We start from the raw sequence: 22,748 nt of genomic DNA, 5'->3' as shown, positions 1-22,748 counted from the left end.
CCTAAAAGGGCAGGTCGTCTACCATCTCGGCAGGAGGTGGCATGTCATTGTAATCGGATTGTCCCGATTCCTGCGACAGTTTAACCGTTTCCATTCTCCAGGCGTCCAGGTTGGTAATATAATTTTCACGCCCGTCTTTCACCCACTTGGTTCCTTTAATGTTGAACTGCACTTTTACATCATCACCAATGTTGAAGCGGTCCGGCATGGCGGTTTTATCCTGCACGCATTGGAACTTAACATAATTGGTAATAACTCTTCCACCAATATCTTCTGATTTTTCAATCACGAACTCCCTTGTCTTGAATGTTTCGGTGCGCTGCACAATCTCAAACCGGGCTACCAGTTTGCCTGTAATCTCATACGACATACTATGTTTTTTTGAAAGAGACAAAACTAATATTAAAATTCACTGTTGGCTTAAAAAATCTTCGTTTACTGTCATTTAAAGTGTATCTTAACGCTGCGGGCTGTGAACTGTTTTCCTAATGAAAAAAACAAGGGAATAAAAAATTTTTTTTTCAACATAAAGTCTACATATTCGCAGACTCGTATGTATTTTTTGGGTACCTTAATGGGGAGTGTAAGAAAGGGGGCATACTACTATAACTCATTATATAAACTCGTTCGTTTTCATCTATGGTTAAGAGCGCTGAATTAGTATGGAGCAATTGTTTGAAGATCATCAAAGACATTGTAGAATGGCAACATTTCAAAACATGGTTTGAGCCTATCAACCCGGTAGAACTGAAAGAGAACGTACTCATGATCCAGGTGCCCAGTCAGTTCTTTTATGAATACCTCGAAGAGCATTATGTAAACCTGCTGGCCAAGACCCTTAAGCGGGAGCTGGGCAAAGAAGCCCGGCTGGAATACCGTATTATGGTGGACAGCGGCAACACCAATGGCCGCAATGGTTCTATGGACGTGCCTGCCAGCGGCATGAAGACCTATAATAACAATGAAATGAATTTTCCGCTGGTGATCGACAACCCGGTGAAGAATCCCTTTGTTATTCCCGGTCTGAAGAAAATGCAGATCGATCCCCAGCTCAACCAGATGTATACTTTCGACTCTTTTATAGAGGGAGATTGTAACCGTGTGGCCAGGCGGGCGGGCAAAACGGTAGCTGAGAAACCTGGCGCCAACTCATTCAACCCCCTGGTGATTTACGGTGGTGTTGGATTGGGTAAAACGCACCTTGCCCAGGCCATTGGAAACGACGTTAAAAGGATGCATCCCGGTAAAGTGGTATTGTATGTGAGCAGTGAGAAATTCATCAACCAGTTCCAGGACCATAGCCGTAATAATGCCATCAACGATTTTATACATTTTTACCAGTTGATCGATGTGCTGATCATTGATGATGTGCAGTTCTTCAGCCGCGCAGAAAAAAGCCAGGATGCTTTTTTCGCCATCTTCAACCACCTGCACCAGAGTGGCAAACAGCTGGTACTCACTTCAGATAAAGCGCCAAAAGACCTGGACGGTATGCAGGAGCGGTTGCTGAGCCGTTTCCGTTGGGGATTGAGTGCAGACTTGCAGGTACCTGATTATGAGACAAGAATCGAGATCCTGGAGCGCAAGATGAAGAACGATGGGTTGGATATGCCCAAAGAAGTGGTCAAATATGTGGCATACAATATCAATACCAATGTACGCGAACTGGAAGGGGCGTTGATCTCCCTGCTGGCACAGTCGTCTTTGAATAAAAAAGACATCGACGTGGAGCTGGCCAAAAAAGTATTGCGCAATTTTGTCAAGACCAGCAGCAAAGAAATTACCATCGATGCCATTCAGAAAATGGTGTGTGAATATTTTGATGTTCCTTACGATAAATTATTGCAGAAAACGCGTAAGCGTGAGATCGTGCAGGCCCGCCAGATCACTATGTACCTGGCTAAAGCTTTTACCAAGAACTCCCTTAAAACGATCGGAGAACATTTCGGAGGCCGTGATCATACCACGGTTATCCATTCCTGCCAGACGGTGAAAGACCTGATGGATACCGATTCTATTTTCCGTGAAAACGTAATGGAATTGACCCAGAAGGTGCAGCTGGCAGCCATGTAAATTCCCTGAATTTATTTTAGGTATTTAAGTTCCCTATCCCTATTTTTGCAGCCCTTTCCAAAAGGGAAAAGGCTTTATCAGCCCGGTGAGGTGGATGAGTGGCTGAAATCAGTAGTTTGCTAAACTGCCGTACGGGTCAAACTGTACCGCGGGTTCGAATCCCGCCCTCACCGCACCTGCCCACCGAAGTTTTAACGAAGGTGGGTGTTACCTAAATGACAATCCACCTTCGCCAAGGCTTCGGTGGACAATGCGGGAAGTAGCGCAGGCCGGTAGCGCACCTGGTTTGGGACCAGGGGGTCGCAGGTTCGAATCCTGTCTTCCCGACTAAGCTTGCAAGTCATTGACTTGCAAGCTTTTTGTTTTATATATCATCCTAATATAAATCATTTTCCCTCTTTTTACTGAGTGATGAACTGAGTACTTTACTGAGTTTTAACCCACTTGCCTTCAAGTGATTATCGCATTTTCAACAAGAGTGATTTTCTTAATTGATATCAAATCGTGTCAAATTAATTTCTTGAGTTATTCCATGAGTTTATTAGATGCCTTAGTGTAAATATTCCATTATCAATTGGTTGTGATGATGCTTGTAATCATTCGAGGATTCGAACCATTTTATCTGATTGATAGCGAATCTCTTTCCGATAAAGTCTTTTTGTTCATGATATTGTCACAGCTTAATTTGTTTTAGTTGTCTCAGAGCCTCTCTTTCTACTTTATCAAATTCAGGTAAGTCTTTTATCTGTTCGCTCATGGAACTTTTCCAACGGCCTTTGTATTGGGGTAGGCGTTCTGTTAACTTCTTATGAAAATCTGTCGGGTTTAATCCCTTGCTTGCGCATTTATTCCTGAACTCATCTAAGTAAAAATCAGCTTCCATCCCATGCTCTACCAATAAATACCAGATATCGTAGAAATCCCTTGCTGCCATACGCTGCATTACAGAGCGTAGCTTTTCAATCAATACCTCTTCCAGTGGGTAACATAGAAGATCGTATTCTTCCAAATCAGTATAATCAATAAAAGCAGGGTTTAAGACAGGCTTAAATTCCAGCTTTTCACTTCTGGAAATATCTACTTTTACCCGTTTATTGTTTCCTTGTCCACCCAATGGCCCTACATAACTGATATAGAAGTTTATTCCACCATCTTCATGCTCATTATTGTCGATTATGTCAAGGGGAATATTTGCTTCGTCCCGGATAAATTCAAATGCTTCTTTAAACCAGGCAAATATTTGCTCATTGGTGATCTCGTTGGTCAACAATGTAAAATCGAGGTCTTCTGAAAACCTGTAGTCTGGGAAGTAGATTTTCTTTAATACAGTGCCACCTTTGAATACAATGATTTTTGAAAGCTGGTCATGTTGAGACACACCTTTTAATATCCAGGAGAGAATATAGTCTTTCTCTATCTGCTGGTCACGAACGCCGACTTCTCTTGCCTTTTGCTGTATTTCTCCGGGTTTAATCATGTGTAAATAGCTGATTTAATGGTTTCTGTTTCCAAATTTTGCTGGATGCCCCACCTGCTTATCATTTTTCCTGACTTGGGTAGTTCAGTATCTAATAAAACATAAGAGGCCGTCTTCTCCTTTAGCAATTTTTCTATAATCGGATTATCAATTTCTAATAGTTCCAGGAGAAAGCCAAGCCGCTTAATAACCGCCTGTGACTTAAACCTTTTTGCGTATTCCAATAGCTTATCAAATTTAATTTGGTTTGCAGAAATTCCGATTGCTCTTGCAATCTCAACGATGCCTCCTGCATAATCAGGCTTAAAAAGGCAGTCGATAACCGTTTTTTCAAGATCTGAACATTGCACTTTATGAAAGTTGTCAATCCAAATCTTTTTCATACCAAAGAAGTGATCCGGATTATGGTATATAAACTGAAAGGGAACGTTTTTAATCTTAATTACTGAAGGTCTGAGTTGCTTGGAAACTACAATTTGCTCTTTCAGTGATGGCTGTGTAATAAGATCATGAATTTGCAATGCAGAATAGTAGCCAATATAATATTGGGCATCTTTTACAATAAACTCCGGTATTAAGTGCCAGTCGGGCATAAATGTTTCAGCATCTTGTTCGTAGGGTATAATATAATAAACACCCTCTTTTAAGCGCATTAAAAGACCTCGTTTGGTCATATCGCTTAGTAATTCTTTTACTGCGCTCTCACTTGATTCCGGTAAAGCCTTAAAAGCCTCTCCATAACCAAAGCAAAATCTATCCCTCTCATTAAAGTATGATAAGAGTTGATTTGACTGTGTAGAAATGTACTTATTTCTCATAGTTGCATGGTCAGGTTAAACCTGACTACAATGATATGAAAAATAATCTATCTTGATATACAAATGGAGGTATTTTTTTGCAATCATAGTTAATAGGTCAGGATAAACCTGACTGATCGACTATGAAATACAAGCTAACAACCGTCATAATTGCGAATACACGGTATTTGCAATGCTCTACAATTATTTATTTTCAGTTTCTCCCGACCTGATATAAGCCGTCTCCATCAGCTTTTTTACTTCTTTACCATTATTGTTATACATATAGTTCCAAGACTTCCTTATCCGGTCGTTTTCCATCTGCTCCAACTTGATCTCCTTCTGGTTATCACTGTAATGAATACACCACTTATAAAGATTGGTGAGAAACAGCATAATAGCCAGCCACAAAAACCAGCGGCTGAAAACCACTTTGTAAAACAGCTTGGCATCGGGAGGGAACGACACACATATCTTTTATGAGCAAAGCGAAAAGCCATCTGTCCGCCTGTTACAAGAATGGGTCAACGATCGCCACGGAGAGGTGAAAGCGAACATAAAGCATGATACTTTGTTTCTCACATTTGATTACGTTCCTGCCAATCCGTATGAAAAATATATCCTGGAAAACTCAGCGCCTGTCAGAATTTTCTCACCCGAGCTCTTATCTGTAACAGGTATGAATATCAATTTTGAGATGCGCAGGCTCAAGCAGAAAAATATTACTGCAAACATTATGGGTAAATCGCACTTTGAGGTGGAAACCCTGGATCCGGAAATGGACTCCGTAGTGGTGAATCAAAGTGATTCGTCAGCAGTAAAATTTGAAATCTCACCAGATTACCGGAAAAAACCTTCCGATCATGTACAAAAGGGAAAGATTGCATTTCATAATGAGGACGGGGTTCTCGTGACTGTTAAAGGTCAGCAGGAGAGTAATTTTGATGAAGGGATGTCTATTCATTTTGTTCAGGCAACTATTAAAGACCATTCCATATTGGATGTAGGTCACGCACAGGTTAAAAACCTGCGGGTAAAAGTATCAGACAGCTCTGCTATTGTCTTATCAGGCGATGCATTAAAAAAAGTGAATGGTTCGACTTGGTAAACGCATTTGCCAGCCGTGTTTATATGTGAAAAATATATCTTTGATTCATATCTATAGATATGTTTTTGATTTCAGAATTTATTGATAACTAATTGTTTACAGGCAGGATTTTTATCCTGCCTCTTATTTTGCCTGCCAGCACTATTTCCCAGCATCTCCCTTTTATTAGGAGGCAGCCATTCCGACTATCCAGACGGGAGATTAAAAGTGTCAAAAAATAAGTGTAAAAAATACATTTATAATTTCAATCACTTATATTTGTTATAACGTGGCCATATCACAATATGCCCAAACACCGATGCTTGCCAGAGATGCCCTATTATATATACATAGATCGCTACCGTTTACCAGAACGGCTCCTTCTCCCGGGAGTGCTGCTATACTACATTTACACACGCATCACTCATCCAACAGCCATAATCCTTACACAGTCATGATAAAGCTTAGCAGAATATTATATTTTGTATTACCATGTATGCTTAGCTGGGCAATCGCAAAGGCGCAGCCTGTAAGAACATGGACGGTAGATGCCAGCAAGCCTGTTGCAGATATACAGCCTACCATGTGGGGCATCTTCTTTGAAGACATCAATTTTGGCGCGGATGGCGGTATCTATGCAGAATTGGTTAAAAACCGTTCTTTCGAATTTTCCAGCCCATTGACGGGTTGGACGGTTAAACAAAAGAAATTTAGGGAAGGCACTGTAATAGTACAAAACAGGCAGGATACCCATACTGCAAACCCCCGGTATATATCAGTGCATGTTCAACAAGCGGCCAAAGGCGATCTCGCATTGATCAACGATGGTTTCAGGGGTATGGGTGTGAAAAAAGATATACGGTATTTCTTTTCGCTTTTGTACAGCCAACCTGTTGCTGCACAAATCCAGCTCCATATTTCGCTGATCGATTCAACGGGAAATGTTTTAGGCGATACGATCTTCATCCCCACCATCAAAGATGGCAACTGGCATAAGCAATCGGCAAGCTTTTTATCGCATGCTACCTGCCCTAAAGCGAAATTGAGAATTGATTTTATGGGTGACGGCTATATAAGACTGGATATGGTTTCTCTTTTTCCTTCCGATACATGGAAGGGAAGGCCTGGTGGTATGCGCGCAGATATGGTACAAATGCTGGCAGATCTAAAACCCGGTTTTATCCGTTTTCCCGGCGGATGTATTGTAGAAGGGCGGGACCTCAACAACAGGTATCAATGGAAAAAAACAATTGGTCCGGTCGAAGAACGCCAATTGATCATGAACAGGTGGAATGTTGAGTTCGCACACAGATCCGCCCCCGATTATTTTCAAACTTTCGGGTTGGGCTTTTACGAATATTTTCAATTGGCGGAAGATATAGGCGCTTCCCCGTTGCCCATTCTCAATTGTGGAATGGCTTGCCAGTTCAATAGTGCAGAAGTGGCCGATATGCACCAGTTAGATTCTTATGTGCAGGATGCACTGGATTTGATCGAGTTTGCCAATGGTGATACTACCACTACCTGGGGTAAAGTGAGAGCATCCATGGGCCATTCCGCCCCTTTTCATTTAAAAATGATGGGTGTTGGTAATGAAAATTGGGGACCTCAATACCTGGAGCGGTTGGATGTCTTCACAAAAGCCATCAAAAATAAATATCCATATATCAAACTGATAAACAGTTCAGGCACGGATCCGGAAGGAGAAAGATTTGATTTCCTGAATACGGCGTTAAGAAAAAGAAATGCCGACCTGATCGATGAACATTATTATCGCCGCCCCGAATGGTTTTTCGCCAATACCAGTCGTTATGATCATTACCCGAGAAACGGAAGCAAAGTATTTGCCGGAGAATATGCGGCACATGTAAATAATGCAACGGGACCGCAAGACAAAAGCAACTGGCTGGCCGCATTGGCAGAAGCGGCATTCATGACTGGCATGGAACGCAATGCCGATGTGGTGCAGATGGCTTCTTACGCACCGCTCTTTGCTCATGCAGAGGGTTGGCAATGGGCGCCGGATCTCATCTGGACCAACAACTTGAGTATCTACGGCACACCCAGCTATTATGTACAAAAGCTGTTTTCAAACAACAAAGGCAGCAAGCTGCTCTCTATTAATTCCTCTATAGGAGGAACTCAAAGATCCGATAGCTTGTATGCATCTGCTGTGATGGACACTGTTTCCGGAGAGTTGATCCTCAAAATGGTCAATGCATCTGCGCGGCGGCAGGACTGCAATTTTATTATACAAGGCACTGGAAAATGCAAAGACGGCAAATTGACAGTGTTGCAAAGCGGTGATTTAAAAACAACGAATTCATTTGAACAACCATTCAACCTGTTACCCAAAGAATCAATAATATCCTTGCAAAAAAAGGGGTTACAATATGCGGCACCTCCTTATTCGCTCAGTGTAATGCGAATAAAATATATACGGGGAAGCTGACTGTTATAAACCTGTTTTATGCATTGGATTATACATGAAACAATCGATCAACGCCAATGAGGTATTGCTGGCTTGTCATATTATGCTTGTTTTCCGGCAGATCACTGTTTGCCAATGACCATGTGTCCATCAGGTGTCTGGGCATTGAGAATGGGTTGTCGAATAATTTCGTTACCTGCATTTTGCAGGACCACAACGGATTTATGTGGTTCGGGACCTACGATGGCATGAACAGGTATGATGCTTACTCGTTCAAGGTGTTCCGAAATAGAATAGGCGACAGCCTTTCGCTGATAGATAATCATATTTATTGCCTCAAGGAAGATAAGCTGAACCATATATGGATAGGGGCTTCCAAAGGAGTAAGTGTATATGATCCTGCCACTTCAAAATTTCATACGCCGGAAATAAAATTCAAATCAAACGCTATACAAAAATTAAACACGGGCGTGCATGAGTTTTGCCAGGTGGGTGATCTTTTGTTTGCAGGAGCACAGTTGTACGGATTGATAGTATTTAAACCGGGCGAATTAACAGGCCGGCAAATTTCATTTCCTCTGCTCAAAGGAGCTCAGAATAGGTATGATGTAAACGGCATCAGGTACGACTCGGTACGCCATCAATTATGGGTATTTGTAAATGAATACGGACTTTGCAAATATGATTTTTCAAAAAATACCTTGTCATTGGTGAGCCAGACCATTACCGAAGCCGGATGTATGAGCATAGATAAAGAGGGTAACCTGTTTGTAGGAAACTCATCAGGCCTGTACAAATTTGATACTAAAATACATGCATATACGAACAACCTCTTCCAGTCAAGAGTGAATGTATCGGGCATTCTGGAAGACAAGCAGGGCACGATATGGATTTCATCGGATGGTGATGGTTTGTGGATGTTGTCGCCATCATTGAAATACCCAACCCGTTTTCAGAACCCGGGAAATGAGATCAACAGTAATGCCATTTATGCTGTTTATGAAGACTTTGAAGGAAGGAAATGGATTGCTACTTTACGGGGAGGTATCAATATCATGGAAACAAAGACCAATTATTTTCATACGATATCCAATACCTTCAACAGTAAAATAAATGTATCGAAAGATTATATATTGTCTTTGTGCGAAGATGAACAATCCAATGTTTGGATAGGTACAGATGGCTCAGGTCTCCGCTATTGGAATAGGGCACGGAATACCTATACAGAGTTCATACATTCCGGTCAAAATTCCATAAGCAGCAATTATATCACCAACATCGTACGCGACTCGAAGAACGAAATATGGGTATCGGCCTGGTCGGGCGGTGTGAACCGGTATAATCGCTCCAGTCAAGGGTTTAAACATTATACATGTTTCAACCCATTCAGAAATACCATTGAAGATAAGGTTTGGCTGGTGTATGAGGATAAAAAGAAAAGGCTCTGGGCAAGTACCAGTAATCCGGGTTTTCTGTACACTTACAACAGGACAATAGATAAGTTCGAATTATTTGATACAGCAATTAGCAATGTGCAATGCCTTGCCGAAGACAAAGCAGGTAATTTATGGGGCGGCGATTATACATCGCTCCTGCTTATCGATGTGAACAAAAAACGCCATAAAATCTTTAACCTTGGCTACCCGGTTCGCTCTATCTATGAAGATAAAAAAAACAATTTCTGGATAGGCACCGAAGGTGGTGGGCTGTTGTTATTTAACCGGCAACAAGGTACTTATAAGCGAATCACCACTGAAGACGGGTTGCCCCATAATACCATTCTCAGGATACTCGAAGATTCCCGGGGCAACCTGTGGTTGAGCACTTATAACGGCTTGTGCAGATTCAATCCTTCAGCAAAGACGTTCCGGAATTTCACCCGCTCAGATGGTCTTCAATCCAATCAATTCAGTTTCAACGCTGCATTGGCTTTGAGATCGGGTGAATTCATTTTCGGCGGTATCAAAGGGATGGATGTTTTTTACCCGGACAGTATTTTTTCAAAAGAAACTGTTCCCAAAGTATTCTTAACGGGCCTTAAAATAGATAATAAACCATGGGAGGGAGATGATGCTTCATCATTGATCAAAGTCCCTTTTAACAAAGCCATTTTATCGCTCGATTTTACAGCCCTCGCTTATTCCGATGCAGATAAAGTACAATATGCTTATTACCTGAAGGGGTGGGACAAAGGCTGGAACCTGGTTAGTAATATCCGTACGGCAAACTACTCCCGCCTGCAGGAGGGTGAATATACTTTTTATGTAAAAACAATAAATGCCGACGGGGTATGGAGTAAAGATTTTGCACTGCTGAATATTAAAGTACTGCCGCCATGGTACAGAACATGGATTGCTTATTCATTGTACTTATTGTTGTTCCTGGGGTTGATATACACGTATCTCTGGTATTACAAAAAACAAGAGAAACTGAAGTATGAGTTGAAACTGTCGCAGATCGAAGCATCGATGGAAAGGGAGAAAACAGAAAAAGAAAAAGAGTTGATGGAAAGGAAGATGTCTTTCTTTACCAATATTTCTCATGAATTCCGTACACCGCTTACGCTGATCATCAACCCGCTGATTGAAATGCTGGAAAGCAGTAAAACAAAAATGGTAAAAGATGAATTAGGAGTGGTTTACCGGAACGCCAGGCGATTGCTGAATATGATCAACCAGATACTGCTTTTCAAAAAAGTGGAAAATGAAGAAGGCTCGCTGACGATTGAAAAAATTGACCTGGTTGCCTTGTGTAAGGATGTGTACGAGCATTTTGTATTGCAAGCCAAGATGAAACACATTAGCTTCCTGTTTGAATGCACCGCCGATATGATCGAAGTATATGGAGACCGGGAAAAACTGGGAACGGCTTTTTTCAATCTTATGTCAAATGCATTCAAATTCACTCCGGAAAGCGGCTCCATTACTTTCGGAATTGAAGAATATTTTGATTCTGTTCATATACTGGTGAAAGATTCCGGGCAAGGCATTCCTGAAGAAGCGGGAGAGACCGTATTTAAAAAATTCCACCAGAATGCGGCAAACAGTTCAAAGAAAGGGTTTGGCATCGGCCTGTACCTGGTTAAAACCATTGTTGAAGCCCATAAGGGACAGGTTTTTTATAAGAGTGCATTAGATGTGGGAACCGATTTTACCGTCATCTTGCTCAAAGGCAAGTCGTGTTTCGACCCTGCGCTGATCATAGAAGAAAAAGCAGTTAACGGTAGTTTAGAAAATTGTAAACAAATAGATAACCAGGATACTACTGTATTAAATGCATGCGAAGATATCTCTGCAATTCATGGATTGGACACAGACGAAATGCTTACAGACAAAAGATCCATTTTATTTATCGATGATGACCATGAGATAAGGCAATACATGCGGAAGCTGTTGCAAAACACCTATTTGTATTATGAAGCGAAGAGCGGTGAAGAAGGAATAGAACTGGTGCATAAACTAGAGCCCGATTTGGTTATCAGCGATATCAGCATGGGTGGCATGAGCGGATTGGAATTGTGTGAATTGATTAAAAAAGATGAAAATAGCTCTCATACTCCGGTGATCCTGCTTACAGCATCACTGGCAACGGAAATGCAACTGGAAGGTATTAAAAACGGAGCGGATGAGTACATTACCAAACCATTTGACAAAGATCTGTTGTTTGCTAAAATCCAAAACATCCTGGCAAACAGGAATATCCTCCGGCAGTATTTCTTTGACCAGATAACTTTAAAAGAAAGCCACAGCAAAGTTCCCGAAGAATACCAGAATTTTTTGAAAGAATGTATTGAGATTGTAGAAGAACATATAGGTGACGACGATTTCACCGTTAAGAAAATGGCGCGGTTAATGGGTATGAGCCATTCTGCGTTGTATAAAAAAGTAAAGCTGATCTCCGGGCAATCGATCAGCGCATTTATCAGTACCATCAAATTCCGCCGTGCAGCTGTTTATTTAATTAACGAGAATTGTGCAATTGGGCAAGCTGCGTACCTGGTAGGTATCAGCGACAGAAAATTTTTCAGGGAAAGATTTGCACAGTTATTCGGGATGAACCCTTCGGAGTATGTGAAAAAATACAGGAAAACATTTCATAAAGATTTGAGTGTGGTCAAGAAAAGAAGATTGAGCTTGCAATAGTGTAATATTGACTGCATCATAAAACCAGTTTCTTCATGCGCACATTACTTGCTACATTCATATTATGCCTGTGCTGTGAGCCTGGGCAAGCCCAGCAGGCAGAGGCCATTGATCTAAAGGTCAATCTTCAAAAGACATTTCAGACAATAGAGAATTTCGGCGCTTCAGATGCATGGTCATGTCAGTTTGTTGGTAATTGGCAGGACGCTGCTAAAAACAAGATGGCCGATTGGTTGTTCAGCATGGATACGCTTGATAACGGCAACCCTAAAGGAATTGGATTAAGTTTATGGCGTTTCAATTTTGGTGCAGGTAGCAGGGAACAGGGAGATAGTAGCGGCATACGGGATGAATGGCGAAGAGCTTCTTCTTTCCTGGAAAAAAAAGGTGTCTACAACTGGCAGCAGCAAAAAGCGCAATTATGGTTTCTGCATGCGGCGAAGCAACGGGGTGTGAAATTGTTCCTGGGCTTTTTCAATAGCCCGCCTGTTGAATTCACCCGGAATAAAAAAGCTTTTGCACATAAAGGCGTTTGTAATATTGCACCTGATCAGTATCGTGCTTTTGCAGTGTATGCAACCAGAACGTTGAAACATATCAAACAACAAGAAGGCATAACGTTCAACTACTTGAGTCCGGTCAATGAACCACAATGGGACTGGAGCGATGGAGGACAGGAAGGCAGCCCATATACCAATCGTGAGATCAGTGAACTGGCCAAAACATTCAATACAGTTTTACAGGAAAACATGGTATCAACCAAACTGATCATCCCGGAATCGGGACAGCTTCAATACTTGCTCAACAGCCGCGACCGCATGCTGAAAAACAACCAGGTTGCAGCCTTCTTCAATGATTCGTCCGCTGGTTTTGTTGGTCATTTGCCATCAGTGGAACCTGTGGTGGCTTCCCACAGCTATTTTACCAGTTCTCCGTATCCAGCGGCCATACGCATCAGGGACAATATTTCACGGAAAGTTGCAGAGATTAAAGGTCTACGCTATTGGCAAACAGAGTATTCTGTGTTGGGAGATAATGCAGGAGAGATCAATGGCTGGGGAAGAGACACGGGCATAGCCACTGCTTTGTATGTAGCAAAAGTCATTCATGCAGATCTGGTGGCCGGAAATGCCGCAGCCTGGCAATGGTGGTTAGCTATTTCACCTTATGATTACAAAGACGGACTCATTTATATCGATAAAAACAAAGAAGCCGGCCGTTATTACGACAGTAAAACGTTGTGGGCACTTGGTAATTACAGCAGGTTTGTAAGGCCCGGGATGCAGCGGGTTGCGGTAAATGTTTCCGGGGCAGATAGCCTACTGGTCTCTGCTTATAAAGACGGGATAAACCATAAACTGGTATTTATAATCATCAATGCTACTGCCAAAGAACAAAAATTACGCTTCATAGATCAGAACAGCCGGTCAATTTTTACGAAACAGGACTGGGTAACGTATACCACCAGCGCTTCCCAGCAGCTTGAAAAAAAGAGATATCCCAGTGAAAGTGTTATCCGAGTATTGCCAGGAAGTATTGTAACGCTTGAATCAGGCTATAAAGGGTCTTTTTTTCGCTTTTAAACGAATTACCCCTCCAAAATAAACCCCTTACCCCCCCAATTGCGCATGTAAATAATTAAAAATTTGGTTGAATAAACCAAAAGAAAGATTGCATGCATGTGAAATTCCTACCTCATGGAGGAAGCCCTTGATCCGTCATTTTTTGACCCTCCACAGGCGTCAAAAGATTCCTCAACATCTACACTAACATTAAATCAAGTTTAAACCAAACGCTGCTTATGAAAAAAGGCTTATTTAAATGGTGCCCCATCGGGTTGCCAATGGTCATATTGGTCTTTTTCTCTCTCACGGGCAATTCCCAGGTGAATGAAATAACTGTTCGCGGAAAAGTACATTCAGACTCTGCCGTACTGGCCGGAGCCACTGTTTTTTTAAAGACCAACCCTCAAAGGGCTACCAAAGCCGACGATAAAGGAACATTCAGTATCAAAGTTCCTGCAAATGGTATACTGGTATTTTCCTCTGTTGGATACGAAACGCAGGAAGTGGAAATACAGGGAAACAGTATCCTGAATATATTGCTGAAACCCCAGGACAATAAGTTGGGGGAAGTGGTAGTTGTGGGATACGGAACCCAGAAAAAAACAACACTTGTCAGTTCCGTAACTTCTATTGAACCCAAAGAATTGAAAGGGCCATCGAGCAATCTTACTACCATGCTGGCAGGAAGAATTGCCGGTATGATCTCCTTTCAAAGAAGCGGTGAACCGGGGCAAGATAATGCATCCTTCTTTGTGCGTGGTGTAGGCACTTTCGGTGCCGGAAAAGTAGACCCGCTGATCCTGATCGATGGTATCGAATCGAATCCTACCGACCTTGCCCGCTTACAACCCGATGATATTGCCGGCTTTTCCATTCTCAAAGACGCTACCGCTACATCGGTTTATGGCGCACGAGGCGCCAATGGGGTGATCCTCATCAATACCAAAATCGGACAGGTAAGTAAGATGAAGTTCAATGTGCGGGTAGAGAACTCCAATTCATCCAATACAAAAAACATCGGGCTGGCCGATAATATCTCATACATGAACCTGGCCAATGAATCGGTACTCACCAGGAACCCGTTGGGCGCGTTGCCTTATTCTCAAAACAAAATAGATCATACGGTAAAAGGAGATGATCCATTGCTATACCCCAACAATAACTGGATACAGCAGTTGATAAAAAATTCAAGCAATAACCAAAGGGCCAATTTAAATGTGAGCGGAGGCACGGAGAAAGCAAGGTATTACCTGGCCATGACGTATAACATCGACAATGGAAATTTAAAAAACAATTCATTGAATGGTTTCAATAATAACGTGAAGCTTCAATCGTATTCTGTTTTATCGAATGTTACATTGAATCTTACCAAAACAACCGAAGTGCTGGTAAGCCTGAAAGGTTTGTTCGATAGCTATAACGGGCCTATCAATGGAGGAACCGCCGTTTATAACAGCGCCTTGTGGAGCAATCCTGTGGCTTTTCCCGCCGTGTATCCTTCGGCTCTGTTGCCTTATGTGAACCATCCTTTGTTCGGTAACGCGCTTTTGCCTGGTTCCATCAACACATTATACAATAACCCTTATGCGCAATCCTTGTCGGGCTTCCAGTCAAAGAATACCAGCACCATGACTGCTCAATTGAGCCTGAAGCAAAACCTGGATGCGCTTACGCCGGGCTTGTCGGCGAGAATGATGGCCTATACGACCCGTTTTGCAAAGTTCTCAGTAAGCCGCCAGGTAAATCCGTTTTATTATACTTCAAGTATAGTAGATGGAAAATTGGGCGGTATTTTTCTGATCAATGACGGAAGCGTGGGGAACCCATTCCCGGCGCCTACCGAATACCTGACCTATAAACCCGGAGTAGATACGGTTACCAGTACTACCTACGCTGAAGTAGCCTTGAATTATGCACGTGTCTTTAACAGCAAGCACAGTGTGGGCGGTATGTTGATAGGAACCGTACGGAATTATCTCGCAGGCAATGCGCCGTCTTTGCAATTGTCATTACCATCCAGGAATGAAGGGGTTTCAGGCAGGTTCACTTATGGTTATGACAACCGCTACCTGGTTGAGTTCGATTTCGGATACAATGGTTCCGAACGTTTTGCATCAAACCATCGCTTTGGTTTTTTCCCTTCAGTAGGAGGTGGCTGGGTGGTATCGAATGAAAAATTTTTTCAACCGCTACTCAATACCATCAGTCAACTCAAGCTTCGGTTTACTTATGGATTGGTTGGTAACGACCAGATAGGTGACGCGAAAGATCGGTTCTTCTATTTGTCGCAAGTAGGCCTGGATGGCGGATCGGCAGGAAATTTTGGTACCAATTTTACGTATAGCCGCCCCACCGTGTATATCAACCGTTACGACAACCAGGATATTACCTGGGAACAATCCAAACAAACCAATATCGGTTTAGACGCAACGTTTCTGCGCGACTTTAAATTAACTGTTGATGCTTATCATCAATACAGAACCAATATTTTAATGGTACGCAGTACCGTTCCTACTTCTATGGGACTACAGACGGCCATATCGTCGAATGTAGGACAAGCTTATAGTGAAGGCGTAGACATTGCATTGGATTACCATAAAACCTTCAATAATTCCCTGTGGATGCAGGCCCGCGGTACATTCACTTATGCAAAAAGTAAAGTACTGGTCAATGAAGAGCCTCAATATTCGGTACAGAATGCAAACCTCTCCAAAGTAGGGCAGTCGATGAACCAGATTTATGGCCTTGTTGCAGAAAGATTGTTTACAGACCAGGTAGAAGTGAATAACTCACCTGCACAGTTTGGCAACATCATGGCCGGTGATATTAAATACAGGGATGTGAATGGAGATGGGAAGATTAGTATTGCTGACTATGTACCCATAGGATTACCTACAGTGCCGGAAATATCATATGGATTTGGTTTTTCTGTTGGGTATAAAAATTTTGACATCAGTGCGTTTTTCCAGGGTATAGCCAGGACCTCTTTTTTAATAGATCCTGCTAAGATCACCCCATTTGTAAACCAGAACGGATTACTCCAGGCAATCGCGAGCGATCATTGGTCTGAGAACAACCGGAGCTCTTACGCTTTCTGGCCACGCCTCAATACCATTCAATCAGATAATAACAACCAACCATCTTCCTGGTGGTTAAGAGATGGTGCATTTATGCGATTGAAGTCGACTGAGATCGGATATAATTTTTCGCCGAAAACATTGAATCGACTTGGCTTGAGCACAGGCCGCCTCTACTTGAACGGCACCAACCTTTTAACGTTCAGCGCTTTTAAATTATGGGATCCTGAAATGGGGGCTTCAGGGCTTGGATATCCTATTCAAAGGGTATTAAACGCCGGCGTATTAATAGGATTCTAACAATGAATAAAACATGTTTATTATGAATCATCATATCAATCATACAAGTTCCAATCGCAAAATAAATAAACAGCATAGCAGTAATGCAACGATGTTAGCATGCTTCGTATGCGTGTTTCTGTTGGTATTGCTTTTTACTTCCTGCAAAAAAGCATTTCTCGACGTGGTGCCCGATAATGTGGCTACCATCAGCAATGCTTTTACATCCAGAACAGAAGCAGAAAAATACCTCATGACCTGTTATTCATATATGCCCATTGATGTAGATCCTACTTATAACGTGGGAATCACTGCGGGTGATGAGGTCTGGATTGAAGACAATGCCATCAACATGCGTATTACCAATGTGGTGCAATTGCCAAGAGGCGCACAGAATACTTCGGATCCTATTGCCAATTGTATGAATGGCGCAAGGGATGCCAATGCGAATTACAAAGGTATCAGGGATTGCAACATTTTCATAGAAAATGTAAGTAACCCGGGCAAAGTGCCCGACCTGGATGCTGATACACGTCTCAGGTGGATTGCAGAGGCTAAGTTTCTGAAAGCATTTTATCATTTTCTCATGTTCAGGGCGTATGGGCCTATTCCGGTGATAGATAAAAACCTTCCCATCAGCACACCTCTGAGCCAGGTTCAGGTAAAAAGGCAACCGGTAGACAGCGTGGTAAACTATATAGCGAACCTGTTAGATTCAGCTGCTATTAATTTGCCGCCGACCATTAACAATACAGCTTCAGAGCTTGGAAGAATTACACAACCCATTGCATTGAGCCTGAAAGCAAGGTTATTGGTAACTGCTGCCAGTCCTTTGTTCAATGGTAATTCAGATTTTGCATCATTCAAAGATCACGATGGTGTAGCACTCTTTAATACGGTTTACAGCGTTGCCAAATGGCAGCGGGCCGCAGATGCATGCAAGACGGCAATTGATCTGTGTACTGCGCAGGGTATTTCATTGTACAAGTTTCCCCAACAGGTGTATCATTTAAGCGATACTACCATGACGCAGATGAGCATCCGAAATGCAATGAGTGAACCCTGGAACAATGAATTGATATGGGGCCTGACCACCAATAATATGGGCGGCTTCAATACCTTTTTTCAGCGAATGGGAGCAGCTCCGTTCGACAGAACATTTATCAATAATGGTGGAATTACTTATGGCGCTGCGGCGATGGGACCTACCATCAAATGCGCAAAAATGTTCTATACCAAAAACGGTGTGCCGATCGATGAAGATAAAACGCTGGATTTTACCAACATAGCGGCTTTAAGACTCGTATCGCATGCAGAGCGCTTTAATCTTAAAGAAGGAGAAGTTTCTGCCCGTTTGAATTTCGACAGAGAGCCTCGTTTTTATGCAGACCTCGGGTTCGACAGATCTATCTGGTATATGGCCAACAGTCCGTCTAAAACAGATGAAAACACTTTCTATCTTTTTGCACGTGCCGGAGAATTTGGCCAAAACTCTATTGTGCCTATCTGTGGTTATTTCATGAAGAAGATCGTGAACTGGCGTATGGACTGGAATACCAAAACATTCCCTCCTTATCCATACCCCGAAATGCGATTGGCAGATCTGTATTTATTATATGCAGAGGCATTGAATGAAGCAAATGCTACTCCTACGGCCGATGTATATAATTATGTGAATATGATCAGGGATCGCGCCGGTTTGCCAACTGTGCAGAGTTCCTGGGATAATTACAGCATCAACCCGGATAAATACAAAACACAGGCAGGAATGCGTGCCATCATTCAGCGCGAACGAAGTATTGAATTGTGTTTTGAAGGGCAGCGCTATTGGGACCTGATGAGATGGAAAACCGCTGCGCGGGAATTATCCGGTAATATAACAGGGTGGGACAGGACCGGTAAAACGGCAGACCTGTATTATCGCGAGCTCACTTATTTTTCAAGACGCTTTGTGGCCCCTCGTGATTATTTGTTCCCTATTCAGGATAACGATTTGCTGAACAATTCCAACCTGGTGCAAAACCCGAATTGGTAGTAATACAATTAATTGATAGCATCTAAAATATATTGTTATGCGAATTTCAAGGCTTCAATATTACATTTATACGTTTTTGTTCATCGCAACTTTCGCGGGTTGTACGCGGGAGGCGTTGAACAAACCTATTGTTACAAACAGCAACCCGCCGGGCATTGTTTCCAACGTGCAGGCGGTTAATCAAAATGGGAAAGCTGCGATTACCTATAGCCTCCCCACCGATCGTGACCTGCTGTATGTGAAAGCTGTTTACGAAACTTCACCCGGCGTAAAAGCCCAGGTAGTAGCTTCCCGTTATACCAATACACTTACAGTAGATGGTTTTGGCGATACACTGCCACATACCATCAGGTTGTATGCCGTTAATACCAGTGAGGTATCGTCGGCGCCTGTTGAAGTAGCTGTTCAGCCGTTGACGCCAGGGTATATACTTGCACGCAGGTCAATACAAGTGGCGGTTACATTTGGCGGATTCACCATTACCTGCAATAACCCAACGAAAGATAACCTGGCCATTATTCCCATGGTAGATACAGCAGGTAAAGGAGCCTGGGTGCAAACCGTAGGGATGGATAATATTTACAGCAATGATTCTCTTATTTCTGGCACCATCAGAAACCAGCCTTCCATAGCCAGGAACTATGCTTTTGTAGTTCGTGATAAATGGTTGCATTATTCCGATACTTTATTCTTAACGCTTACACCCTGGTTTGAACAAATGTTGGATAAATCAAAATGGAGCACGTTGACATTACCTAATGATGCTACCATATTGAATAATGGTGGATGGTGCTATCCTTATTATATGTGGGATGGCGATTATCATCCAACCTGGCCGCGTACTTACTTTACGGTAGAAAGCGCCACAAAACCCCAAACCGTAACCATTGATCTGGGAAGCAAACATACATTCAGCAGACTGCAGGTGAATCCTTACCTGGAAGTTGGAGGCTACTATTATGTAAGAGGCAATCCTAAAGACTTCGAGATATGGGGATCTAATTCACCGAACCTGTCAGGCCCCGATATTTTATCCGATCCTACCTGGACAAAATTAACAACCTGTCATGTGGTCAAACCTTCAGGATCTCCTTATCAAACAGAAACCGCATCGGACAAGACCGCTGCTTATAACGGCTGGCAATTCGATTTCCCTGTCGGGTTGAGCGGTTACCGCTATATAAGAATACGGAGCTTATCTAATTGGCAGGGTTCTTATTTCATGTGTATTTCTGAATTCACATTGTGGGGGAACTAATACAGATTCATCATCACTAATTTATCAATCAATGAAACAATATAAAAAAACGACCTGCTATGGCCTGTTGCTACTGCTGTTCATCATAGGTGCTTGTTCCAAGATCGATGATTACAGATCGAAATTTATGGCAGGCGGATCTATTACCTATACCGGCAAAATGGATTCAGTTTATATTTTCTCGGGCAGGAACAGGGCAAAAGTTACAGGACTGTTTACTTCCGATCCCAATATTGCAAAATACAGGGTATTCTGGAACAGCAGGCAGGATTCAACGGAAGTGGCTGTTAAACGTACATCGGGTGTAGATACTGCACGCGTGATCGTATCAGGTTTGCCCGAAGGACAAATGAGTTTTGAAATAAGAACCTATGATGCTTCAGGCAATAGCTCTATTCCTGTGTATGTAACTGCCGGTGTTTATGGAGATTTATACCAGAGCTCACTCGTTAACCGCGGTGTTGCAGATGCTTCCATGCAAACAAATGGCACAGCATTGATCAAATGGGCAGATGTAAATGCAGATGCAGGTGTATTGAACATGGAAATAAAATATACCGATAACAACAACTTGCAACACGACACATTGCTTACTTCGATTGCAACCGGTATGAGTACTGTATTGCCGATGTATAAACTGGGAAGTGCTTTTAGTTATAAAACTGCTTATCTGCCTACGCCTACAGCAATAGATACTTTTTTTACGGCGTTCCAGGACCAGGGTGTTAAAGCAGACGTAACCAGTATTTATTTGTCCAATACAGGCCCGGGATTTCAAAGAGCTAGCTTTGATGGCAGATGGGGCACACTTGCAGCGCCCTGGGTTACCAACGCAGGAGCAAAGAATAAAGACAATGGAATCAACGGAGGTTATACTTCAGATGGAGGTGGCCAGATCAACTGGGAAACATGGAATAACACACCGGTTACAGACGGGAAAGTATATCAGCCTACTTCCCAGCCATTGCCTGCAGGGAATTACACGGTTTCCTTCCAGTATTATTCTGAAATACAATCTAATTCTTCCGTGTATTGCATAGCAGCAGCCGGATCGGGAGGCATACCCTCGCTTCCTAATTTATCAACGGCTTTGGGATATGCCGCTCTTTTCAATGGCGCTAATGTAGGAGCTACATGGCCCAATATAAACGAAACAAAAAGTTTTTCGTTTACGCTTGCCAGTCCGCAAGTGGTCTCCATCGGCTTCCTGGGCAATATTGTAGGAAATGGTAATCCTGGTAGTTATTTTACAGTAAAATATATCAAATTGATCAAGAACTGATCCTTCTGTTATCTTGTGTGTTTGTGTGTATTAACATTCGGTTGTAAACTTTGTAACCTGTCTGCAAGAAAGCCAGATGGGTTGCAAAGCAGCCGGATGTACAACCATACACACTGGAAAAGTAAATCATCAAATGAAAAAGAACAACCTGGTATTTGTTTTCCTATTCCTGGTCATAGTGGCGTCGGCACAAAGGTGTCAACATGTTTTCACCCTGGGTGATAACAGTTTTTTGCTCGTTGGCAAACCCTTTCAAATGATCTCTGGTGAAATACATTACCCGCGTGTTCCCAGGGAAGCATGGCGGCAAAGGATGAGGATGGCCAAAGCCATGGGATTGAATACCATCGGTACCTATGTATTCTGGAATGTGCATGAACCTCAGAAAGGACATTACGATTTTTCAGGCAATAATGATATCGCTGCATTTGTTAAAGAAGCGAAGGCCGAAGGATTGTGGGTGATACTTCGCCCGAGCCCTTATGTTTGCGCTGAATGGGAATTTGGCGGTTATCCTTACCGGCTGCAAAACGAAAAAAGACTAATAGTAAGAAGCAAGGAAGCTGCTTATGTGAAAGCGTATCGCAACTACATCATGGAGGTGGGAAAACAACTGGCTCCTTTACAGGTGAACCATGGCGGTACTACACGTGCCTTCATGAATGGCGCCAACTACAACGATAAAAATCCGTATGAGCCCCAGATCAGCAGTTATGATTATGATGCACCGCTCGATGAGGCAGAAAACACTACAGAGAAGTTCATGCAATTCAGGGAAGTGACCACTAAACATTTGCCGGCTGGTGAAACATTGCCACCCGTACCTGTTACAAAGAAAAGTATCGCATTGAATAATATTCATTTTATACAGTCGGTTACGGTACTTGATCTGCTGCTGTTTTAAAAATAAGTGGCCTGCGTGATTATGCAGTTGTAATGATCAATGGTCAGCAGATAGGCGTGCTGGACAGAAGATTGAAACAAGATAGTTTATTGTTACCGGCATCTTATGCAACGGGAACATTGGATATACTGGTTGAGAATATGGGAAGGTACTGGAGCATAGGCCCGCAGCAGACCATTTACCTGCCGGCAGAATGGTTGAAAAAAGGAAAGAATGAGATTGAAGTATTTGAAATGCTGCAACCCGGGCAGGAAGTATTGAAAGGAGTGGAACAGCCCGTATTGAATAAGCTGCAAACCGGATGACACCACTCATCAAGATTAATAGCGCAGCGGTTTTTT

The 22,748-nt window shown here is 42.6% G+C and carries 15 protein-coding genes and 2 tRNA genes; 13 read left to right on the top strand and 4 right to left on the bottom strand.

What is annotated here, in order from left to right:
* Position 1: 1 nt before the first annotated feature.
* Entirely contained in the window at positions 2-370 is a 369-nt protein-coding gene (locus tag BLU98_RS03530; RefSeq protein ID WP_092722082.1) for a DUF3127 domain-containing protein, read from the bottom strand.
* Positions 371-639: 269 nt separating this feature from the next.
* On the opposite strand from BLU98_RS03530, the gene dnaA reads away from it, so the two are divergent.
* The 3 genes from dnaA (at position 640) to BLU98_RS03515 (ending at position 2,400) form a co-directional block, all read left to right on the top strand.
* Complete coding sequence (gene dnaA / locus BLU98_RS03525) at positions 640-2,073, top strand: chromosomal replication initiator protein DnaA (RefSeq protein ID WP_026769289.1); 1,434 nt, start codon at positions 640-642, stop codon at positions 2,071-2,073.
* An 84-nt stretch (positions 2,074-2,157) separates the two neighbouring features.
* Positions 2,158-2,246: transfer RNA gene (locus BLU98_RS03520), tRNA-Ser, on the top strand.
* A gap of 80 nt (positions 2,247-2,326) precedes the next feature.
* Positions 2,327-2,400 (top strand) — tRNA-Pro (locus tag BLU98_RS03515).
* Between the two features lie 346 nt (positions 2,401-2,746).
* Here the strand turns inward: BLU98_RS03515 and BLU98_RS03510 are convergent.
* The 3 genes from BLU98_RS03510 to BLU98_RS03500 form a co-directional block, all read right to left on the bottom strand.
* Positions 2,747-3,550, bottom strand: a complete 804-nt coding sequence (locus tag BLU98_RS03510) for a nucleotidyl transferase AbiEii/AbiGii toxin family protein (RefSeq protein ID WP_092722080.1) — start codon at positions 3,548-3,550, stop codon at positions 2,747-2,749.
* A complete protein-coding gene (locus BLU98_RS03505) occupies positions 3,547-4,368 on the bottom strand; it encodes a type IV toxin-antitoxin system AbiEi family antitoxin domain-containing protein (RefSeq protein WP_092722078.1) in 822 nt (273 codons plus the stop codon). Before BLU98_RS03505 ends, BLU98_RS03510 begins: the two co-directional genes overlap by 4 nt.
* Before the next feature lie 183 nt (positions 4,369-4,551).
* Entirely contained in the window at positions 4,552-4,815 is a 264-nt protein-coding gene (locus tag BLU98_RS03500; protein WP_092722076.1) for a hypothetical protein, read from the bottom strand.
* Between BLU98_RS03500 and BLU98_RS03495 the strand changes: the two genes are divergently transcribed.
* The 10 genes from BLU98_RS03495 to BLU98_RS17680 all read left to right on the top strand — a co-directional run bounded on the left by BLU98_RS03495 (position 4,793) and on the right by BLU98_RS17680 (position 22,712).
* A complete protein-coding gene (locus BLU98_RS03495) occupies positions 4,793-5,455 on the top strand; it encodes a hypothetical protein (protein ID WP_139173824.1) in 663 nt (220 codons plus the stop codon). The genes BLU98_RS03500 and BLU98_RS03495 overlap by 23 nt on opposite strands.
* Before the next feature lie 475 nt (positions 5,456-5,930).
* Entirely contained in the window at positions 5,931-7,886 is a 1,956-nt protein-coding gene (locus BLU98_RS03490) for an alpha-L-arabinofuranosidase family protein (protein ID WP_092722072.1), read from the top strand.
* A 56-nt stretch (positions 7,887-7,942) separates the two neighbouring features.
* Positions 7,943-12,007: a two-component regulator propeller domain-containing protein gene (locus tag BLU98_RS03485; RefSeq protein ID WP_092722070.1), complete on the top strand. Its 4,065-nt coding sequence runs from the start codon at positions 7,943-7,945 to the stop codon at positions 12,005-12,007.
* A gap of 35 nt (positions 12,008-12,042) precedes the next feature.
* Positions 12,043-13,590 carry a glycoside hydrolase gene (locus tag BLU98_RS03480; protein WP_092722068.1) on the top strand — a complete coding sequence of 516 codons (1,548 nt, stop codon included), beginning with the start codon at positions 12,043-12,045 and terminating at the stop codon, positions 13,588-13,590.
* Between the two features lie 218 nt (positions 13,591-13,808).
* Positions 13,809-16,949: a SusC/RagA family TonB-linked outer membrane protein gene (locus BLU98_RS03475; RefSeq protein ID WP_092722066.1), complete on the top strand. Its 3,141-nt coding sequence runs from the start codon at positions 13,809-13,811 to the stop codon at positions 16,947-16,949.
* A gap of 22 nt (positions 16,950-16,971) precedes the next feature.
* The gene (locus tag BLU98_RS03470; RefSeq protein WP_257574681.1) at positions 16,972-18,963 is read left to right on the top strand and encodes a RagB/SusD family nutrient uptake outer membrane protein; all 1,992 of its coding nucleotides are present in this window, start codon (positions 16,972-16,974) and stop codon (positions 18,961-18,963) included.
* 37 nt (positions 18,964-19,000) lie between these two features.
* Positions 19,001-20,221 (top strand): DUF5000 domain-containing lipoprotein, encoded by a 1,221-nt coding sequence (locus BLU98_RS03465; protein ID WP_092722064.1) that lies wholly within the window; start codon positions 19,001-19,003, stop codon positions 20,219-20,221.
* A 31-nt stretch (positions 20,222-20,252) separates the two neighbouring features.
* Positions 20,253-21,503 (top strand): DUF4998 domain-containing protein, encoded by a 1,251-nt coding sequence (locus BLU98_RS03460; RefSeq protein WP_092722062.1) that lies wholly within the window; start codon positions 20,253-20,255, stop codon positions 21,501-21,503.
* A 133-nt stretch (positions 21,504-21,636) separates the two neighbouring features.
* A complete protein-coding gene (locus BLU98_RS03455) occupies positions 21,637-22,407 on the top strand; it encodes a beta-galactosidase (RefSeq protein ID WP_257574680.1) in 771 nt (256 codons plus the stop codon).
* A gap of 32 nt (positions 22,408-22,439) precedes the next feature.
* Positions 22,440-22,712 (top strand): hypothetical protein, encoded by a 273-nt coding sequence (locus BLU98_RS17680; protein WP_257574679.1) that lies wholly within the window; start codon positions 22,440-22,442, stop codon positions 22,710-22,712.
* The last annotated feature ends 36 nt before the right edge of the window (positions 22,713-22,748 follow it).

The sequence above is a fragment of the Hydrobacter penzbergensis genome (assembly GCF_900106985.1).
Lineage (GTDB): Bacteria > Bacteroidota > Bacteroidia > Chitinophagales > Chitinophagaceae > Sediminibacterium > Sediminibacterium magnilacihabitans.
Note: the sequence above shows the minus strand (reverse complement) of the source record. Positions and strands in the feature narration are given on the sequence as shown.

What these genes read in the sequence shown, in the direction of transcription:
- dnaA (WP_026769289.1), top strand. Translation starts at nt 640, where the DNA reads ATGGTTAAGAGCGCTGAATTAGTATGGAGCAATTGTTTGAAGATCATC.
- BLU98_RS03465 (WP_092722064.1), top strand. Translation starts at nt 19,001, where the DNA reads ATGCGAATTTCAAGGCTTCAATATTACATTTATACGTTTTTGTTCATC.
- BLU98_RS03470 (WP_257574681.1), top strand. Translation starts at nt 16,972, where the DNA reads ATGAATCATCATATCAATCATACAAGTTCCAATCGCAAAATAAATAAA.
- BLU98_RS03455 (WP_257574680.1), top strand. Translation starts at nt 21,637, where the DNA reads ATGAAAAAGAACAACCTGGTATTTGTTTTCCTATTCCTGGTCATAGTG.
- BLU98_RS03485 (WP_092722070.1), top strand. Translation starts at nt 7,943, where the DNA reads ATGAGGTATTGCTGGCTTGTCATATTATGCTTGTTTTCCGGCAGATCA.
- BLU98_RS03510 (WP_092722080.1), bottom strand. Translation starts at nt 3,550, where the DNA reads ATGATTAAACCCGGAGAAATACAGCAAAAGGCAAGAGAAGTCGGCGTT.
- BLU98_RS03480 (WP_092722068.1), top strand. Translation starts at nt 12,043, where the DNA reads ATGCGCACATTACTTGCTACATTCATATTATGCCTGTGCTGTGAGCCT.
- BLU98_RS03505 (WP_092722078.1), bottom strand. Translation starts at nt 4,368, where the DNA reads ATGAGAAATAAGTACATTTCTACACAGTCAAATCAACTCTTATCATAC.
- BLU98_RS03490 (WP_092722072.1), top strand. Translation starts at nt 5,931, where the DNA reads ATGCTTAGCTGGGCAATCGCAAAGGCGCAGCCTGTAAGAACATGGACG.
- BLU98_RS03475 (WP_092722066.1), top strand. Translation starts at nt 13,809, where the DNA reads ATGAAAAAAGGCTTATTTAAATGGTGCCCCATCGGGTTGCCAATGGTC.
- BLU98_RS03460 (WP_092722062.1), top strand. Translation starts at nt 20,253, where the DNA reads ATGAAACAATATAAAAAAACGACCTGCTATGGCCTGTTGCTACTGCTG.
- BLU98_RS03530 (WP_092722082.1), bottom strand. Translation starts at nt 370, where the DNA reads ATGTCGTATGAGATTACAGGCAAACTGGTAGCCCGGTTTGAGATTGTG.
- BLU98_RS17680 (WP_257574679.1), top strand. Translation starts at nt 22,440, where the DNA reads ATGATCAATGGTCAGCAGATAGGCGTGCTGGACAGAAGATTGAAACAA.